At 52.5% G+C, this 15,631-nt stretch carries 15 protein-coding genes and 1 pseudogene; 11 read left to right on the top strand and 5 right to left on the bottom strand.

Annotated elements, in window-relative coordinates; genetic code table 11:
- Positions 1–11 precede the first annotated feature (11 nt).
- Complete coding sequence (locus tag F1C16_RS15025; RefSeq protein ID WP_185281439.1) at positions 12–842, bottom strand: phosphatase PAP2 family protein; 831 nt, start codon at positions 840–842, stop codon at positions 12–14.
- A gap of 192 nt (positions 843–1,034) precedes the next feature.
- Between F1C16_RS15025 and metK the strand changes: the two genes are divergently transcribed.
- Positions 1,035–2,288, top strand: coding sequence for a methionine adenosyltransferase (gene metK, locus F1C16_RS15020; RefSeq protein WP_185281438.1), 1,254 nt, complete (start codon positions 1,035–1,037; stop codon positions 2,286–2,288).
- Between the two features lie 82 nt (positions 2,289–2,370).
- Here metK and hpf read toward each other — a convergent pair whose 3' ends face one another.
- From hpf to F1C16_RS15000, 4 genes are all read right to left on the bottom strand, one after another.
- Complete coding sequence (hpf, locus tag F1C16_RS15015) at positions 2,371–2,670, bottom strand: ribosome hibernation-promoting factor, HPF/YfiA family (protein ID WP_185281437.1); 300 nt, start codon at positions 2,668–2,670, stop codon at positions 2,371–2,373.
- Positions 2,671–2,701: 31 nt separating this feature from the next.
- Complete coding sequence (locus F1C16_RS15010) at positions 2,702–3,589, bottom strand: tyrosine-type recombinase/integrase (RefSeq protein ID WP_185281436.1); 888 nt, start codon at positions 3,587–3,589, stop codon at positions 2,702–2,704.
- 133 nt (positions 3,590–3,722) lie between these two features.
- Positions 3,723–3,917 (bottom strand): 30S ribosomal protein S21, encoded by a 195-nt coding sequence (gene rpsU, locus F1C16_RS15005; RefSeq protein ID WP_185281435.1) that lies wholly within the window; start codon positions 3,915–3,917, stop codon positions 3,723–3,725.
- A gap of 174 nt (positions 3,918–4,091) precedes the next feature.
- Positions 4,092–5,234: an acyl-CoA dehydrogenase family protein gene (locus F1C16_RS15000; protein ID WP_185281434.1), complete on the bottom strand. Its 1,143-nt coding sequence runs from the start codon at positions 5,232–5,234 to the stop codon at positions 4,092–4,094.
- 113 nt (positions 5,235–5,347) lie between these two features.
- On the opposite strand from F1C16_RS15000, the gene F1C16_RS14995 reads away from it, so the two are divergent.
- The 10 genes and pseudogenes from F1C16_RS14995 (at position 5,348) to F1C16_RS14960 (ending at position 15,631) form a co-directional block, all read left to right on the top strand.
- Positions 5,348–6,025 carry an IS1595 family transposase gene (locus F1C16_RS14995; RefSeq protein ID WP_185281262.1) on the top strand — a complete coding sequence of 226 codons (678 nt, stop codon included), beginning with the start codon at positions 5,348–5,350 and terminating at the stop codon, positions 6,023–6,025.
- A gap of 185 nt (positions 6,026–6,210) precedes the next feature.
- Positions 6,211–7,146 carry a polysaccharide biosynthesis/export family protein gene (locus F1C16_RS14990; RefSeq protein WP_185281433.1) on the top strand — a complete coding sequence of 312 codons (936 nt, stop codon included), beginning with the start codon at positions 6,211–6,213 and terminating at the stop codon, positions 7,144–7,146.
- Between the two features lie 62 nt (positions 7,147–7,208).
- A complete protein-coding gene (locus tag F1C16_RS14985; protein ID WP_185281432.1) occupies positions 7,209–9,671 on the top strand; it encodes a polysaccharide biosynthesis tyrosine autokinase in 2,463 nt (820 codons plus the stop codon).
- A gap of 13 nt (positions 9,672–9,684) precedes the next feature.
- Positions 9,685–10,449 (top strand): tyrosine-protein phosphatase, encoded by a 765-nt coding sequence (locus F1C16_RS14980; protein WP_258048925.1) that lies wholly within the window; start codon positions 9,685–9,687, stop codon positions 10,447–10,449.
- 73 nt (positions 10,450–10,522) lie between these two features.
- On the top strand, positions 10,523–11,539 hold the full coding sequence (locus F1C16_RS14975) for an NAD-dependent epimerase/dehydratase family protein (RefSeq protein WP_185281431.1): 1,017 nt from the start codon (positions 10,523–10,525) through the stop codon (positions 11,537–11,539).
- An 87-nt stretch (positions 11,540–11,626) separates the two neighbouring features.
- On the top strand, positions 11,627–12,295 hold the full coding sequence (locus F1C16_RS23045) for a tetratricopeptide repeat protein (RefSeq protein ID WP_258048924.1): 669 nt from the start codon (positions 11,627–11,629) through the stop codon (positions 12,293–12,295).
- A pseudogene (locus tag F1C16_RS23355) lies at positions 12,234–12,359 on the top strand (tetratricopeptide repeat protein); the annotation flags it as partial. The gene F1C16_RS23045 and the pseudogene F1C16_RS23355, both read left to right, overlap by 62 nt.
- A 6-nt stretch (positions 12,360–12,365) precedes the next feature.
- Positions 12,366–13,025 (top strand): tetratricopeptide repeat protein, encoded by a 660-nt coding sequence (locus tag F1C16_RS23040; RefSeq protein ID WP_374940581.1) that lies wholly within the window; start codon positions 12,366–12,368, stop codon positions 13,023–13,025.
- 188 nt (positions 13,026–13,213) lie between these two features.
- Positions 13,214–14,044: a phosphosulfolactate synthase gene (locus tag F1C16_RS14965; RefSeq protein ID WP_185281430.1), complete on the top strand. Its 831-nt coding sequence runs from the start codon at positions 13,214–13,216 to the stop codon at positions 14,042–14,044.
- A 219-nt stretch (positions 14,045–14,263) separates the two neighbouring features.
- A complete protein-coding gene (locus F1C16_RS14960) occupies positions 14,264–15,631 on the top strand; it encodes a sorbosone dehydrogenase family protein (RefSeq protein ID WP_185281429.1) in 1,368 nt (455 codons plus the stop codon).

Raw genomic sequence — 15,631 nt, 5'->3', positions numbered from 1 at the left:
ATTTAGGGCTATTACAGACGCTTCGTAATAGCTAATCCGCTGTACCCATATCCATTAATATTAATTCCCTGTACTGGTGTCAGGGAAAGGCCCGTACGGTCAGCGGTTTTATGTAGTTGGGGTACCACAATGCCCGTAGCTGCACCTATCACATATCCTACAATATTATCAGAGAGGAAATGCTTACCAGCTTTGATGCGGGTATAGGCCGTAGCAGCTGGTACCAGGGCTGCCGCCGTCCACACAAATGGCTCGGCAGCCGAGCCGGGGTTGAAGTCGTGATAGACCTTAGCAGCGAAGAAAGTAGCCACCGCTGTGTTGGCCGTATGGCCAGCGTAGAACGAGTTGGTAGAAATATGGCTATTCCGGTCACCGCTACCCTCAGTACCATACAGGAAAGGCCGGTAGCGCGTGGTGGTTCCTATCGTCATCGTGAATATAGCGTTCTGCGCTGCCAGCGTTTGTAAGTACAGCCCCAATACTTGCCCATAGCGCCCACGTACATCAGAGTCCAATGCTAGCAAACCGGGGGCAATAAGTAGGGTAGGATATACAATAAAGTCCCCTACTGTTTGCGCAGTTTGGCTGTAATTGCCTGCTACAAAGCGGTCAAACTTAGGTACATCATTCTTGTTGAGCGCAGCTAGCTGCGTGTCGTTCAAACCGTCTTTCTGCGAAACCAAGTATAATCCTACCCCACTTAGCGCACCCAAGCCTGCTGTAATAGGTGCATCTACAGCAAAACGGGTTTTATAAGGTGAGGGTGCTTTTTGGGCACTTGCTGTTGGGGTAGTGGCAGCTGACAGTGAGCCAGCCAACATTAAAGTGTAAATGTACTTCATAGAAGAAAATTGAATGATAGACATACAACGCAGAATATACTGTGGAGGTTAAGACCTGCACTTTTTTCATTGTGAATGACACCATTCAACAACCACACATAAAACTCGTAGCTTTGCGGCCTTGCCTGGCCTTACTGCCGGTGCGAGGCAGGGGCTGCCGGCCCCTTGCGTACCTTATATGCTTCTACGCTGATGCCGTACTTGTTCACCTCCGAATCGGTTTCGGAAGGCCACCCCGATAAAATCGCCGACCAGATTTCGGACGCTATCCTCGACGAATTCCTGCGCCAGGATCCTACATCCAAAGTAGCCTGCGAAACCCTCGTCACCACCGACTATGTGCTGTTGGCCGGTGAAATTAAGTCGACCGCGCAGGTAGACGTAGAGCAGATTGCCCGCGACGTAATTCGCCGCATTGGCTACAACAATCCCGAGTATAAGTTCGACGGCAATACCTGCCAGGTAGAAAATCGTCTTCACGCGCAGTCGCCCGACATCAACCAAGGCGTAGAGCGCCAGAACCCCGAAGACCAAGGCGCCGGCGACCAAGGCATGATGTTCGGCTACGCTACCCGCGAGACGGATAACTACATGCCCCTGGCCCTCGACCTCTCGCACCGCCTGTTACGCGAGCTAGCTGCCATCCGCAAAGAAGGTAAGGAAATGCCTTACCTACGGCCCGATGCCAAGGCGCAAGTAACCATTCGCTACGCCGACGACAACACGCCCGAGGCCATCGAAACCATCGTGGTAAGCACCCAGCACGACGAGTTCGATGAGTCGGAGGAGAAGATGCTGGCGCAGATTGCCACCGACATCAAAACCATTCTGGTTCCGCGCGTAAAGGCCGGTTTGCACGCCGATGTGCAGCAACTCTTCACCGACCAGATCACCTACCACATCAACCCCACGGGCAAGTTCGTGATTGGTGGTCCTCACGGCGACTCCGGCCTCACGGGCCGCAAAATTATTGTAGATACCTACGGCGGCAAAGGCGCCCACGGCGGTGGCGCTTTCTCTGGCAAGGACTCCTCTAAGGTAGACCGCTCGGCTGCCTACGCGGCGCGCCACATTGCCAAAAACCTAGTAGCAGCGGGCGTAGCCGACCAAGTGCTGGTGCAGGTAGCCTACGCTATTGGCGTGGCCAAGCCGGTAGGTGTGTACGTAACGACTTACGGCACTACCAAAGCCACCAACGCCAGCGGCCAGCTACTCACCGATGGTGAAATCTCGGCCAAGGTGCAGGAGCTGTTTGATATGCGTCCGTATGCCATTGTGCAGCGCCTGGGCCTGCAAAACCCCATCTTCGGTGCTACCGCCGCGTATGGGCACATGGGCCGTCAGCCCGGTCAGGTATCGTTGAATGGCAATGGCCAAACTGCCGAGACCTTTACCTGGGAAAAGCTTGATTATGTGAATCAGATTAAAGCGGCTTTCGAGCTATAAGGCGGAATTGAACCTCATAAGAAGGCCCTACCTGCGACAAGCCGGTAGGGCCTTCTTTTATATATCGTGAAAGGCAGAGGCCTTAGTGCGACATGTGCTTTTCCTTATACTTCACAATTTGTCGGCGCAGGCATTCATACGCCGCATCAGCTGCCGACTCGAAGGTAGGAGCTTCTTCCTGACAAAAGATAGTGGAGCCGGGGACCAATAATTTCACTTCCAAGGTTTTATTGCTAATGCCGTCTTTGTTATTCAGCTTCAGAATAACCTCGCCTTCCGTCACACGGTCGTAGAAGGTTTCCAGTTTGTCGAGGCGCTTCTGGATGAAGTCGAGCAAGGATTGGTCGGCAGTGAAGTGCACCGAATGCATCTGTACTTTCATCGGGTAAGGGGTTAAGGGTAAAAGAAATAGCTTAGGCTTTTGGATGAGCCTGCTCAAAAACCGCTTTCAGCTTGTCAATCGATAAGTGTGTGTACACTTGGGTAGCGGCCAGATTAGCATGCCCCAACAACTCCTTAATAGCGTTGAGGTCGGCCCCTTTGCCGAGCAGGTGCGTGGCAAACGAGTGCCGCAGCACGTGCGGATGCTGCTGCGACGACGCCGTGGTTATCTGGCTCAAATAGTGCTTCACGGTACGATAAACAAACTTTTCGTAGAGCGGGTCTCCCTTATCCGTAACGAGGAGCGCCCGCCGGACGTTGTCAGCCGTACTGAATTCCTGCTGCTTTTGCGCTAAGTACTTGTCCAACACGCCCAATAATGTGGGATTGAGCGGGACGATGCGCTGCTTGTTGCCCTTACCTGTCACGCGCACCGTGCGGCCAGGTAGGCTCACGTCATCGGGCCGGATGCCAATTAGCTCCGACAAACGAATACCGGTGCCATAGAGTAACTCTAGCACTAACTGGTCGCGCACGCCGGCAAAAGTCTCCGGAAACTCAAAGGAATTTAACAGCCCGTTCAGTGAGTCTTCGGGCACAAAGTCGGGCAGCTTCTTCGCTGCCTTCGGCGACTTAATGCGCAACATGGGGTTGCGCGTGGCAGAGCCCGTTTGGAGCAGAAACTTGTAGTAGGAGCGCAGGCAGGCTATTTTCCGGTTCACGGTGCGCGGGTCCAGTTCCTGCTGCATCAGACTTACTACCCAGCCACGAATAAGTGTATGGTCGGCCTGAGCTGGTTCTGCCAGCTCATACTCAACTTGCAAATAATCAGCAAACTGCCGCAAATCGGTTTGATACGACAGCAAAGTGTGCGGACTGTAACGCTTCTCGAAGCGCAGGTATTCAAAAAACAATTCCATACAAAAGCACCAGCCGGGTAGGGGCTGGGTTACCAATGTATGGAATTCCACAGAAAAGTACGCACGCGAAAAACCGGCTGACTCGCTTCAAAAAGCAAATCAGCCGGTTTTGTCAACTCAAAGAGAGGTTAGACTAGTCGTTGCCTGTGCCGTAAGTGGCTTGCTTGTAGATAGCCTTCTCTTTCTGCTTGCGGTTGGTTACCGACGGCTTCTGGAAGAACGTGCGACGACGCAGTTCTTTCAGCACACCCGTGCGCTCAAATTTCTTCTTGAAGCGCTTCAGCGCGCGGTCTACCGACTCGTTCTCCTTGATTTGGACGATGATCATATGTTCAGTTAGCTTGAAAACTTCTGCTTTGGTAAAGGGCTGCAAAGATAACCATAGTTTCTGATGATTTCAAAGCGAGCATATTAGGTTTCAGGTGATAAAGCGTTTTTACAGGCCCGCAAATCGCTTTCTCAAAACACGAGGAAGCGAAAATAACGTTAGCAGGGCCTATTTTTAGGTGTTAAGCAGACTGCGGGCAATGACCAGTTTCTGAATTTCGGAAGTACCCTCACCAATGGTACAAAGTTTGGCGTCGCGGTAATATTTCTCCGCAGGGTAGTCTTTAGTGTAACCGTAGCCGCCAAAAATCTGCACCCCTTCGTTGGCTACGCGCACCGCTACTTCCGATGCGTAAAGCTTCGCCATCGCCGATTCGCGATTTACGTTCAAACCACGCTGCTTCATATCGGCGGCGCGATAGGTGAGCAATAAAGCAGCCTCAATTTCCGTCGCCATATCCGCTAACTTAAAAGAAATCCCCTGGAAGTTGCTGATGGGCTGATTGAATTGATGGCGTTCCTGCGAATAATTTAGTGCAGCTTCCATCGCGCCCTGCGCTATGCCTAGGCTCAGTGCCGCAATGCTAATGCGGCCGCCATCCAGCACCTTCAGCGACTGTATAAAGCCGTCTCCTACCTTACCAATCACGTTTTCCTGCGGTATGCGGCAGTCTGTGAAAATCATTTCGGTGGTTTCGGAGGCGCGCATGCCTAGCTTATCTTCTTTGCGGCCACCTGCAAAGCCGGGCGTACCACGCTCCACGATAAATGCTGTCATGCCGTGTGAGTCGCCTACCTCACCGGTACGCGCAATCACTACTGCCACATGGCCAGATTTGCCGTGGGTAATAAAGTTTTTGGCGCCATTGAGCACGTATTCATTGCCGTCTAGCACAGCGGTAGTACGCATGTTGCCAGCATCCGACCCGGTATTCGGTTCGGTTAGGCCCCAGGCACCAATCCACTCGCCGGAAGATAGTTTGGGAAGATACTTCTGCTTCTGCTCCTCAGAAGCATGTTGGAGAATATGGCCGGTGCAAAGCGAGTTATGCGCCGCCATAGAGAGGCCGATGCTACCATCAATTTTGGCCAACTCGGCAATAGCCGTCACGTATTCTGGGTAGCCGAAGCCCGAACCGCCATACTGTTGCGGTACTAACACGCCCATTAGGCCTAATTCGCCTAGCTGATGGAACACGTCAATGGGAAATTCCTGGCTTTCATCCCAACGCATCATGTGCGGCTTGATATAGGTGGCGCCAAAATCACGCACTATTTGCGCAATCAGTGTCTGATTTTCAACTTCTTCTATTAGCATGGATGGGGTGGGAAAGGGCTTTATACTAACAAACGTAAGTTATTAGTTATGTGTTGATATTAAAAATGGGGCTTAGGAAGCAAAAAGCGAGGAATGGGGCATAACTTCCTGTTATGCAGCAAACTAACCGCTATTATAAGTGCAGCAAAATTTCCGAGGTCAAATTTCGCTACTTGTTGCGTCTTTTCGCGCTGGATTTGACGGCTTCGGACGCGGCCCGGCTGACGGGTCTGAGCGTACGCGCGGTCAACGACATATACCTGCGCCTGCGCCACCGGCTGCTAGCTTGCAGCCCGGTGCCGGCTGACCTGGACGGGGCCGTCGAACTGGACGAGAGCTACTTCGGCCCGCGGCGCGTACGCGGCAAACGGGGCCGGGGAGCGGGGGGTAAAACCATTGTCTTTGGCCTGTTCAAACGCGGGGCTCAGGTATACACGGAAATCGTCCCGGATTGCTCGAAAAAGACCCTGCAAGCTATTATTCGGGGTAAGATTGATGTCACGGCGATGGTCAACACCGATGGCTGGCGCGGCTATGATGGCTTGGTGGACGTGGGCTACGACCGTCATTTTCGGGTGCATCATGGGCAGAACGAGTTTGTCCAGGGAGCCTCGCATATCAACGGGATTGAATCATTTTGGAGCTTTGCCAAAGCCCATCTGCAACGCTTCAAGGGCGTGCCCAACCATACGTTTTTACTACACTTGAAAGAGGCCGAGTTTCGCTTCAATCATCGCCACGAAGACCTGTACAAACTCTTACTTAAATTGCTTCGTCAACAGCCCCTCTAATTAGTTTTGCTTCCTAAGCCCCTAAAAATAAAGTAAACAAGTATCTGGTCAGGCACAGAGCTGTAGTGGTGCGAATTTTGAAAGGGACGGCCAATTTGGTTACTTTGAAGGTTTCCAGATAGGCAAACCAGCGCTAAGGTGCTGTCAGTCTGTATCCTAGATCTGATCCGGCTTGTCCGGCCTGCATGCAACAACTACCCGTTCTTCGTCGCCTCTTGCGTTTCTGGCTGCTCTGCCTACCATTTTCGCTAGTAGTATTGCTTTCTTCCTGCACCACCTCACGTGTACGGCAGCAGAACACTATGTTCCGCCTCGATGGTACGATGGCTGATACATCTAAACTGCGTCGTGCTGTAAATCGTGCTGAGCGCAACTACGTCATTCAGCCTAACGACTACCTCGCTATCCGGGTGTATACTAACGAGGGAGAATCTATAATTGACCCAAACGGCGAACTATCGTTTGGCGCCCCTACCGGAGGTGGTAGTCGGCAGGCCGTAGGAGTTGGTCGGCAACAGGCTGGCGCTAGTCGCGGAGGTGGTGCCCAGAATGGTGGTGCCGAGTTTTTAGTGCAAAATGACGGTATCGTGCGCCTACCCATGGTAGGCGATGTGAAGCTGAGCGGTTATACCTTACTAGAAGTAGATAGTGTACTCAGAGGCAGATACAATGAGTTCTATCAGCAACCCTTTGTGACGACGCAGGTCAGCAACAACCGTATTATCGTTCTAGGGGCTGTAGGTGGTAGCAGTGGTCAGATCATTCCTTTGGCCAATGATAACATGAATCTAATTGAAGTCTTGGCATTAGCAGGAGGCATCGATGGTGGTGCTATTACGGGAGCAGGAACCGGGCGCATAGGCCGGGCCGATAATATTCGCTTGATTCGGGGTGATCTAAAGAACCCGCGCGTGCAGGTCATCGACCTCACCTCCTTTGCTGGCATGCGTAAAGCCAATCTGCAGGTGGAACCCAACGACATAATTTATGTTGAGCCTGTACGACGACCGTTTTTTGAGGCAGTAGGGGATATTGCTCCGTTATTTACTATTGTTAGCGGATTAGCGGGGTTAGCTACTACTATTATCTATCTGACAATTACGTTAAGGCGTGATAATTAACAAACAATTATACTTATCACTGTCGTTAAACAGTACCATCAAATCAACAGCAAAGCGCCCCTATGGCTGCGAAAGAAGAAGTTGAATTAGAAGAGCTGATCCGCAACGCGGGTGGTGGCGAGGCCGAGTCGGAGGAAGATGAAGGCACTGGCTTAGATTTGACTACACTCCTTATGGTAGCGCGCAAGAGCCTGCCGTGGGTAATATTATTAATTGGCTTAGGTCTGACAGCCTCTTGGCTGTTTTTGCGTTATACGCCCTCTATCTACCGATCATCATCGGTCTTGAAAATAGATGAGAAGACGGAGGCGGGAGTGTTGGGCTTAGGTGGGGTTGGTGAAGGTATGGAGAAAAAGCAAAGCCTGAACAACCTTTCAGGAGAGGTGGAACTGATCAAGTCTGATTTAATTTACCGCCGCCTGAAGGATTCACTAATGCTTGATGTAAATTATTATGCAGAAGGCACAGTACTCGAGCGCGAATTGTACCAGATTTCACCGTTCAAGGTCAGTTACACAGTGCAAGATGGTTCTCAGTTCAATACCCGTTTTGCTGTTGATTTCTTAGATGAACAGCGCTTCACACTTTCCTACGAAGTGCAGGGCAAAGAACAAGGGCAGGAGTACCAGGTTGGACAACCTATTGAAACGCCTGGCTTCATATTGACTGTTTCTAAGACTGATTTTTTTGGGTCAGAAACGATAGATGGTAACTATCATTTTGTAATTAATGATAATAGTGCCATTAATAATTATTTAAATGCCAATCTAAGTGTGGCAATTGAAAATCCAGACGCAAGTACTATTAATATTTCATTCACAGATAATACACCGCTCAAAGCTCAGGACATCGTTAATAAAGTAGATACAGTTTACTTAATTGAAAAGGTATTAAAGAAGCAAGAGCAAGCTGCTAGAACGCTTCAGTTTATTGATTCTGAATTAGATAAAAGCAAAGCTGGCTTAAATAAAGCTGAGGGAGATATTCAATCCTTTGCTGAACGCAATCAAGCTTTTGATGTAAAAGGTGAGCTAACTACTATTGCTTCTGCTATTGCTGATCAGGAAGTAGAACGCCAGAAGCTGCTAGAGAAGGTGAAGCTGCTTACAGAACTGCGTAGTACAGTAGATAATGACCAGATAATAGGTAGAGGAGATGTAGATGTAGCGCAGGCTATTCCAGCGTTGGGAGATCTAGGCGATTCACAACTGCCGCAGCTCCTGCAACAGTTCAACGACCAGCAACTAGAGCTACAGCAGGTGTTGAAATCGTATAAATCTACTACCACTGCTGTGCAGTTGCGACAGGAAGCTATGGCTTTCACCAAAAAAACGGTACAAGACTTACTATTGCAAAACCAAACAGTATTGCAAAAACAGCTGGCGCTAATGAACCAACAACGCCAGCAGATGGAAGCCCGTTTACAAGCCCTACCCCAAAAATTTACAGAGCAGGAACGCCTACGCCGGCCATTCGAGCTATTGGAGCGAACAAACGGAATGCTGATGGACCGAAAAATGTCGTATGGCATTGCGATGGCCGGAACTACCCCCGACTTCCAAATTCTGTCCCCTGCTTCTGCTCCAAGTACCCCCATCTCACCCGTGCGTGCTATGGTGTACGCTATTGGTTTAGCAGGCGGTATTGTGTTGGGTATTGGGCTAATTGCGGTGCGCTACCTCATGCACAACACTGTAACCAATATTCGGGAATTGGAGCGGAATAGTGCAGCTACTGTATTAGGCGTAATCCCTACCTACGACCGCGAGAAAATGGCCGTGTCGAAGTTAGTGGTGGACAAGAATCCGAAGTCGGCTATTTCAGAGGCTATTCGCTCTATTCGGACCAATCTAGAGTTTATGGCGTCTTCCAAGAAGAAGCGTCTAATTTCGGTGACGTCTACAGTCAGTGGTGAGGGCAAAACCTTCGTGACGGTGAACTTGGCGGCTATTATTGCTTCTTCTGAGCAGCGGGTAGTAGTGCTGGATCTGGACATGCGCAAGCCCAAGGTGAATTTGGCGTTCGATGCCCCTAATGTGAAGGGTATCAGTACGATTCTTATTGAGCGGCATGCTTGGGAAGAATGCATTCAGCATACCTCTATTCCTACCCTCGACTTCATTTCGGCTGGCCCTACGCCACCCAACCCATCGGAGCTGATTCTAAATCCGAAGTTTGATGAGCTGTTGGCTGAGTTATATCAGCACTACGATGTAGTGATGATTGACACGCCGCCGGTAGGGCTAGTAACGGATGGTATTCTAATTATGCGCAAAGCCGATGTACCGATCTACATCGTGCGGGCCAACTACTCGAAAAAAGCCTTCCTCAAAAACATCAACAAACTGATTCGTGCCAATGGCTTTACCAAGCTGACTACCATCCTGAACGATGCCAAAGCAAACGGCATGTATGGTTACGGCTACGGCTATGGCTATGGCTACGGCTATGGGCAAGGATATTATGAGGAGCCAACTGCACCACAGGGACTGGTTGGACGTTTGCGGAAGCGTATGTCCTCCTAGCTTTTAATACGAAATGTCTTCTTTTCTGCAAAAAATATTTGGTAGCATGGCGCCGGCTACGGCTCCCGCGTCGTTGCAGGAACTGGTGGTAGACATGCATTCGCACTTGCTGCCAGGCATCGACGACGGGGCAGCCACGGTGGAGCATTCGGTGGAGCTGTTGCGGGAAATGCAGGAATTAGGCTACCGTAAGCTGATTATGACGCCCCATGTGATGGGGGATTTTTTTCGGAATACGCCTGCTACCATTAGGGCCGCGCTGACACAATTGCGAACAGCCGCTTCCGCAGCGGGTATTACGGATATAGAGTTGGAATGCGCTGCCGAATACTACCTAGATGAGTGGTTTGGGCGTAAGCTGGAAACGAACGAGGAACTGCTAACATTTGGTGGCGACCGGCACTATCTGCTTTTTGAAACATCTTATATCAACGAGCCTTTCAACTTAGCTGAAACCGTATTTAATCTGCGGGCAGCAGGTTACCAACCGGTACTGGCGCATCCTGAGCGCTATACCTACCTCTACGGCCGGTTTGAGGAGTTGGAGCGTATTCGTGAGAGTGGCGTGCTATTGCAGGTTAATTTGAATTCGCTGGCGGGTTACTACTCATCAGGAGCACAGCGCGTAGCTGAAAAGCTCATTGATGCGGGTTTGGTAGATATGCTGGGAACAGATACCCACAATGTGAAGCACACGGCTACCCTACGCAATAAGGTGCTCACCACCAATTACCTGCGCAAAGCATTAGAATTGCCTCTGCTGAATAATACCCTGTAAGCGGCCGCGGACCCGCAATTTTTCCTACATTCGATTACGAACGGTCCGCCTTCTTTACGCTTACTTCTTTCCTATGATTTTCGTCACCGGTGGTAGCGGCCTGCTGGGCAGTTTCCTGATTGATGCGCTGGTGACGCGTGGGTACGCGGTGCGGGCTATGTATAGGCAAGCTCCGCCAACCGGCTCAATTGCACAACAGGTGGAGTGGGTAGAGGGCGATATCCGGGACACGGATTTGCTGCAAGCCTCTTTGGCCGACGTTACGCATGTGTTTCACTGCGCGGGGCTGGTTTCCTACGCTCCTCAAGCCGAAACGGCTCTACTACAAGTGAATGTAGAAGGAACAGCGGCTGTAGTAGATGCTTGTTTACAATATCCTAGCGTACGGCTGTGCCACGTGTCGTCGGTGGCGGCGCTGGGCGGAGCGGCTGCCACACCGGAAACACCCGCTGGCCCGCTGACGCTGGACGAAACCGCGAAGTGGGACCTGGGCGCCGAGCACCCGGCCTACGCTACGTCGAAGTACTTGGCGGAGCTGGAGGTATGGCGCGGTGTGGCCGAGGGGTTGAATGCCGTGATGGTAAACCCCTCCGTAATATTAGGACCGGCCGATTGGGACCGGAGCAGCACCCGCCTCTTTCGGTACGCCTACCAGCAGCACGCTTTTTACACGGCCGGCAGCATCAATTTTGTAGATGTGCGCGATGTAGTGGCCATGATGCTGCATCTCGCCTTCGAGACCAGCCTGACGGGCCAGCGCTACGTGCTGAACGCGGGTGCCATGCCCCTGCGCGAATTTCTGGCGGAAGCAGCGCAGTGTTTTCAAAAGAAGCCGCCTACCCTGCAAGTGCCAGAGTGGGCCGCCGAGGCAATTTGGCGACTGGAACACGTGCGCTCTATTATGACCGGGGCGCGGCCGCTCATCACCAAAGACACTGCCCGCGCTGGCCGCCGAGCCACTACTTATCAAGCCAAAAAAGTGCAGCAGGCCACGGGTATAGCCTTTCGACCGCTGGCCGAAACCATTGCTTGGTGCTGCGCGGGCCTACGACAGAACTTGCCGGCATCCGGTGCGGTTGTTGTAACTTAGAAACAGTAGCGCCACGCTGGTGGCCTACCCTCCCTTAGCCGGCAGAGTCTGCCTTTTTGACGGTCCTTTGCTTTTTGCAGTATGAGAATGAACGAGAATTTTGAGGAACGGGACGAAGTGCAGGCCACCGTACGCCGTTTTGAACAGATGGTGGCCAGCAATGAGTCCGTCTTTTTTGATCTGGCCGAGTTCGAAAGCATCATCGACCACTATACCAGTAACACCGAATATGCCAAGGCCTTGCAGGCCTGCGAAGCCGCTATTGCGCAATATCCATTTAGCACGGAGCTGTTGATTGACCGCGCGCAGGTGTTGGCCATGAAAGGCGAGTATGCCGAAGCTGCTACCCAAATTGAGGCCGTAGCCCTACTCGACCCCGATAACCCCGACGTGGCCGTGACGCGTGGCATTATCGCTACCCAGCGCGGCGACTTCTCGACAGCTGTAGAATTTTTTCTAGGCGCCGTAGAGCGTGCGCCCGACCGTGACGACATCTTTTTCAATCTGGGGCTGGCGTACCAGAGCTGGCAGAAATACAAGAGTGCCGCCAAGTACTACAAGCAGAGCCTGCGCCTGAACTCCGACAACGACGTGGCGGTGCAGGAGTTGCTGTACTGCCTAGAGGTGAGCGAACGGCTGGAAGCCAACCTGGAATTTTTTTCGCCGCTTCACCGACGAAGACCCTTACTCCGCTATTGCCTGGTACAACCTGGGGCAGGCCTACTACCGCGTAGCCGACTACGAGAAAGCCGTTAGCGCGTTCGAATACGCCATTCTCATCGACAACAAATTCTACGATGCCCACGGCTACCTGGCCAGCACCTATGTGAGCCAGGAGAAATACCAGGCGGCTATCGAGGAGTTTACGTTGAGCTACGAGAAAGACCAGCCCACGGCCGAGGCACTGTGCAACATTGGAGAGTGCTACGAGAAGCTGGAAAACTGGGCCGAAGCTCGCCGCAACTACCAGCATTCCATCGACATCAACCCGGAGATGGATGAGGCATGGTTTGGTATTGGTATCATTTTGAACGCGCAGGAGCGGTGGATGGAAGCCATTCACTTCTTCCGCAAAGCCACGGCTTTGTACGATGAAAGCGTGGAGTATTGGTTGGCGCTGGCTGCGGCCGAATACCAGTTAGGCAACGTAGTATCGTCGGTGGAGGCGTATGACCGTGCTACCCAAGTAGCACCCGATAACAAAGAGGGCTGGCTGAATTGGAGCATCATCCTCTATGAACAGGGCAACTTTGATGGGGCCATCGACTTGATGCGCAATGCCGTGGAAGTGCAGCCCGCCGAAGCAGAACTGTACTACCGCCTGTGTGCCTATCTGCTGGCTGCCGGCCGCTACCGCGAGGCGTATGAGGTGCTGGAAAACGCTCTTACCCTGGATTTCAGCAAGCACCGGCTGCTGTTCGATTACTTCCCGGAGCTAGAGTCGCAGCGTGCCCTGGCCCGCCTGATTGACCAGTATCGAAAATAGGTAGGAGATTTTAGAGGGCTGGGTTGACGTTTAGCAATTGTTCTTTTGAACGTCAACCCAGTCCTTCAGTCCCTACCTTCTCGGGTGCTCACTCTACTTATAAAATTCGGGCGTACTTTTACGCCCGTTCTTTTTTTCGGGGCTACCCTTATTATACCGGCCAAGCCCCCAAGACCCAAGACCCTCATATGAATTACCACCTCGATCAACTTCCCGAACGCACTGAGAAACCCCGCGAGCAAGGCTATACCATGGTTATGGACAAAGGCTTGAGCGTACGCGAAACGGAAGACTTTCTGGAAGTAGGCGCGCCGTACGCTGACATTGTGAAACTGGGCTGGGCCACATCCTTTGTGACGCCCAACCTGAAGCGCAAGCTGGCCGTGTACAAAGAAGCGGGCATTCCGGTGTATTTTGGTGGTACGTTGTTCGAGGCGTTTATCATTCGCAATCAGTTTGACGATTACCGTCGCCTGCTGGCGGAGTTCGATATGGAGTACGCCGAGGTATCGGATGGCTCGCTGGACATGCCCCACGACAAGAAGTGTGAGTACATCCGCACGCTGTCGAAGGAGGTGAAGGTGCTGTCGGAGGTAGGCTCCAAGGACGCGGAAAAGATTATTCCGCCCTACAAGTGGATTTCGCAGATGCAGACGGAGCTGGAAGCCGGTTCTATTAAAGTAATTGGCGAAGCTCGCGAGGCTGGCAACGTAGGCTTGTTCCGGAGCACTGGCGAGGTGCGCTCGGGTCTGGTAGAGGAAATCCTGACCAAAGTGCCAGTGGAGAAAATCCTGTGGGAAGCCCCGCAGAAGGCACAGCAGGTGTGGTTTATCAAGTTACTGGGTGCCAACGTGAACCTAGGAAATATCGCCCCCAATGAAATCGTGAGTCTGGAAACCATCCGTCTGGGTCTGCGCGGCGACACGTTCACGCACTTCCTCGACATGGACAACGTGGATGAGATGTTCAAGCCAGCCAAGCCTACCGGCCGCCCTGGCACTTCCATGCCACGCGGGTAGTTCCTATCTAGCGACTCGCCTATTTAATAAAACGTCATTTCGCGTTGGTCGAGAAATTTCGCGTGCTGATGGTGGATAGTATCTTCCATCAGCACGCGAAATTTCTCGACCAACGCGAAATGACGTTCTGCTTTCCTGCTTTACTATTCCTACCCTCCAAGGGTAAGAACATTGCATGTAGCTGATGCGTAAGGGAGTATCCATTGTGTACTACCCATCATGAAGCGTCAACATCTTTCTATATTCCTGACTTCCTTGCTGTTAGCAGGTGCGTGCAGCGGCCCTTCGAAAGAAGATAAACAGGAAGCGCAAGCTACTACCCCTACCGATACGGTAGCCACTGCCGTGCAGCCTCTGAAACTGCCAGCACCTTATAAAACGGAGTCGGTGACGCACCGCGTGAAGGTGATTGGCTGGCCAGCCAGCAAAACGCCGGTGGTACCTGCGGGCTTCACCATCAGCGAGTACGCGGGCAATTTCGACAGCCCGCGCTGGGCCTATGTGCTGCCCAACGGCGACGTGCTGGTAGCCGAGGCCAATACGGTGCCCAACAAAACCATCAAAAAGAAGGTAGCGGCCGCCCTAGACCTGGACCCCTCTAAATCGTTGCAGGCTACCAGCGCCAACCGCATTACGCTGCTGCGCGATACCAATAAAGACGGTAAGCCCGATGTGCGCGAGACGTTTCTAAGCGACCTGAATCAGCCGTTTGGGATGCTGGTGCTGGGCAATAATTTCTATGTAGCCAACACCGACGGCGTGTTGCGCTATGCCTACAAGCCAGACCAAACCAAAATCACCGGGCAGGGTCAGAAGATTCTGAGCCTACCTAAAGGGGGATATAACAACCACTGGACGCGCAACCTGTTGGCCTCGCCCGATGGCTCCAAGATTTACGTGACGGTGGGTTCCGGCTCCAACGTGATGGAGCACGGCCCCGAAAACGAGGAGCGCCGCGCCAACATCTTGCAAATCAACCCCGACGGCTCGGGTGAAAAGATCTATGCCAGCGGCTTGCGCAACCCCGTGGGAATGGATTGGCAGCCTACCTCCGGCAAGCTCTGGACCGCCGTGAATGAGCGCGACGAGCTGGGCGACGAGTTGGTACCCGACTACCTAACCAGCGTGCAGGAAGGCGGTTTCTACGGCTGGCCCTACTCGTATTACGGTCAGAACGTGGACCCGCGCCGCAAGGACGAGCGGCCCGATCTGGTGAAAAAAGCCATTATGCCTGAGGTACCGCTTGGCCCGCATACGGCTTCGTTGGGGCTGGCTTTTTACGATCAGCAGGCTTTTCCCTCGCGCTACCAGAATGGTGCGTTCATTGGGCAGCACGGTTCCTGGAACCGCTCTACCTTCTCGGGGTACAAAGTGGTGTTTGTGCCGTTTGAAGGCGGCCGCCCCACAGGTAAGTACGAAGATTTTGTGACGGGTTTCTTGGTAGGCAACGGCGACGAAGCATACGGTCGCCCGGTGGGCGTGACGGTGATGCCCGACGGTTCGATGCTGGTAACCGACGATGCTGGCAACAAAGTATGGCGGGTGGCCGCTGCCTCGGCTGAGGCGCGGGGGATGGCCAAACTATAG

This window comes from Hymenobacter sp. NBH84 (genome assembly GCF_014217645.1).
Classification (GTDB): domain Bacteria; phylum Bacteroidota; class Bacteroidia; order Cytophagales; family Hymenobacteraceae; genus Hymenobacter; species Hymenobacter profundi.
This window is presented reverse-complemented; position numbering and strand designations above follow the sequence as displayed.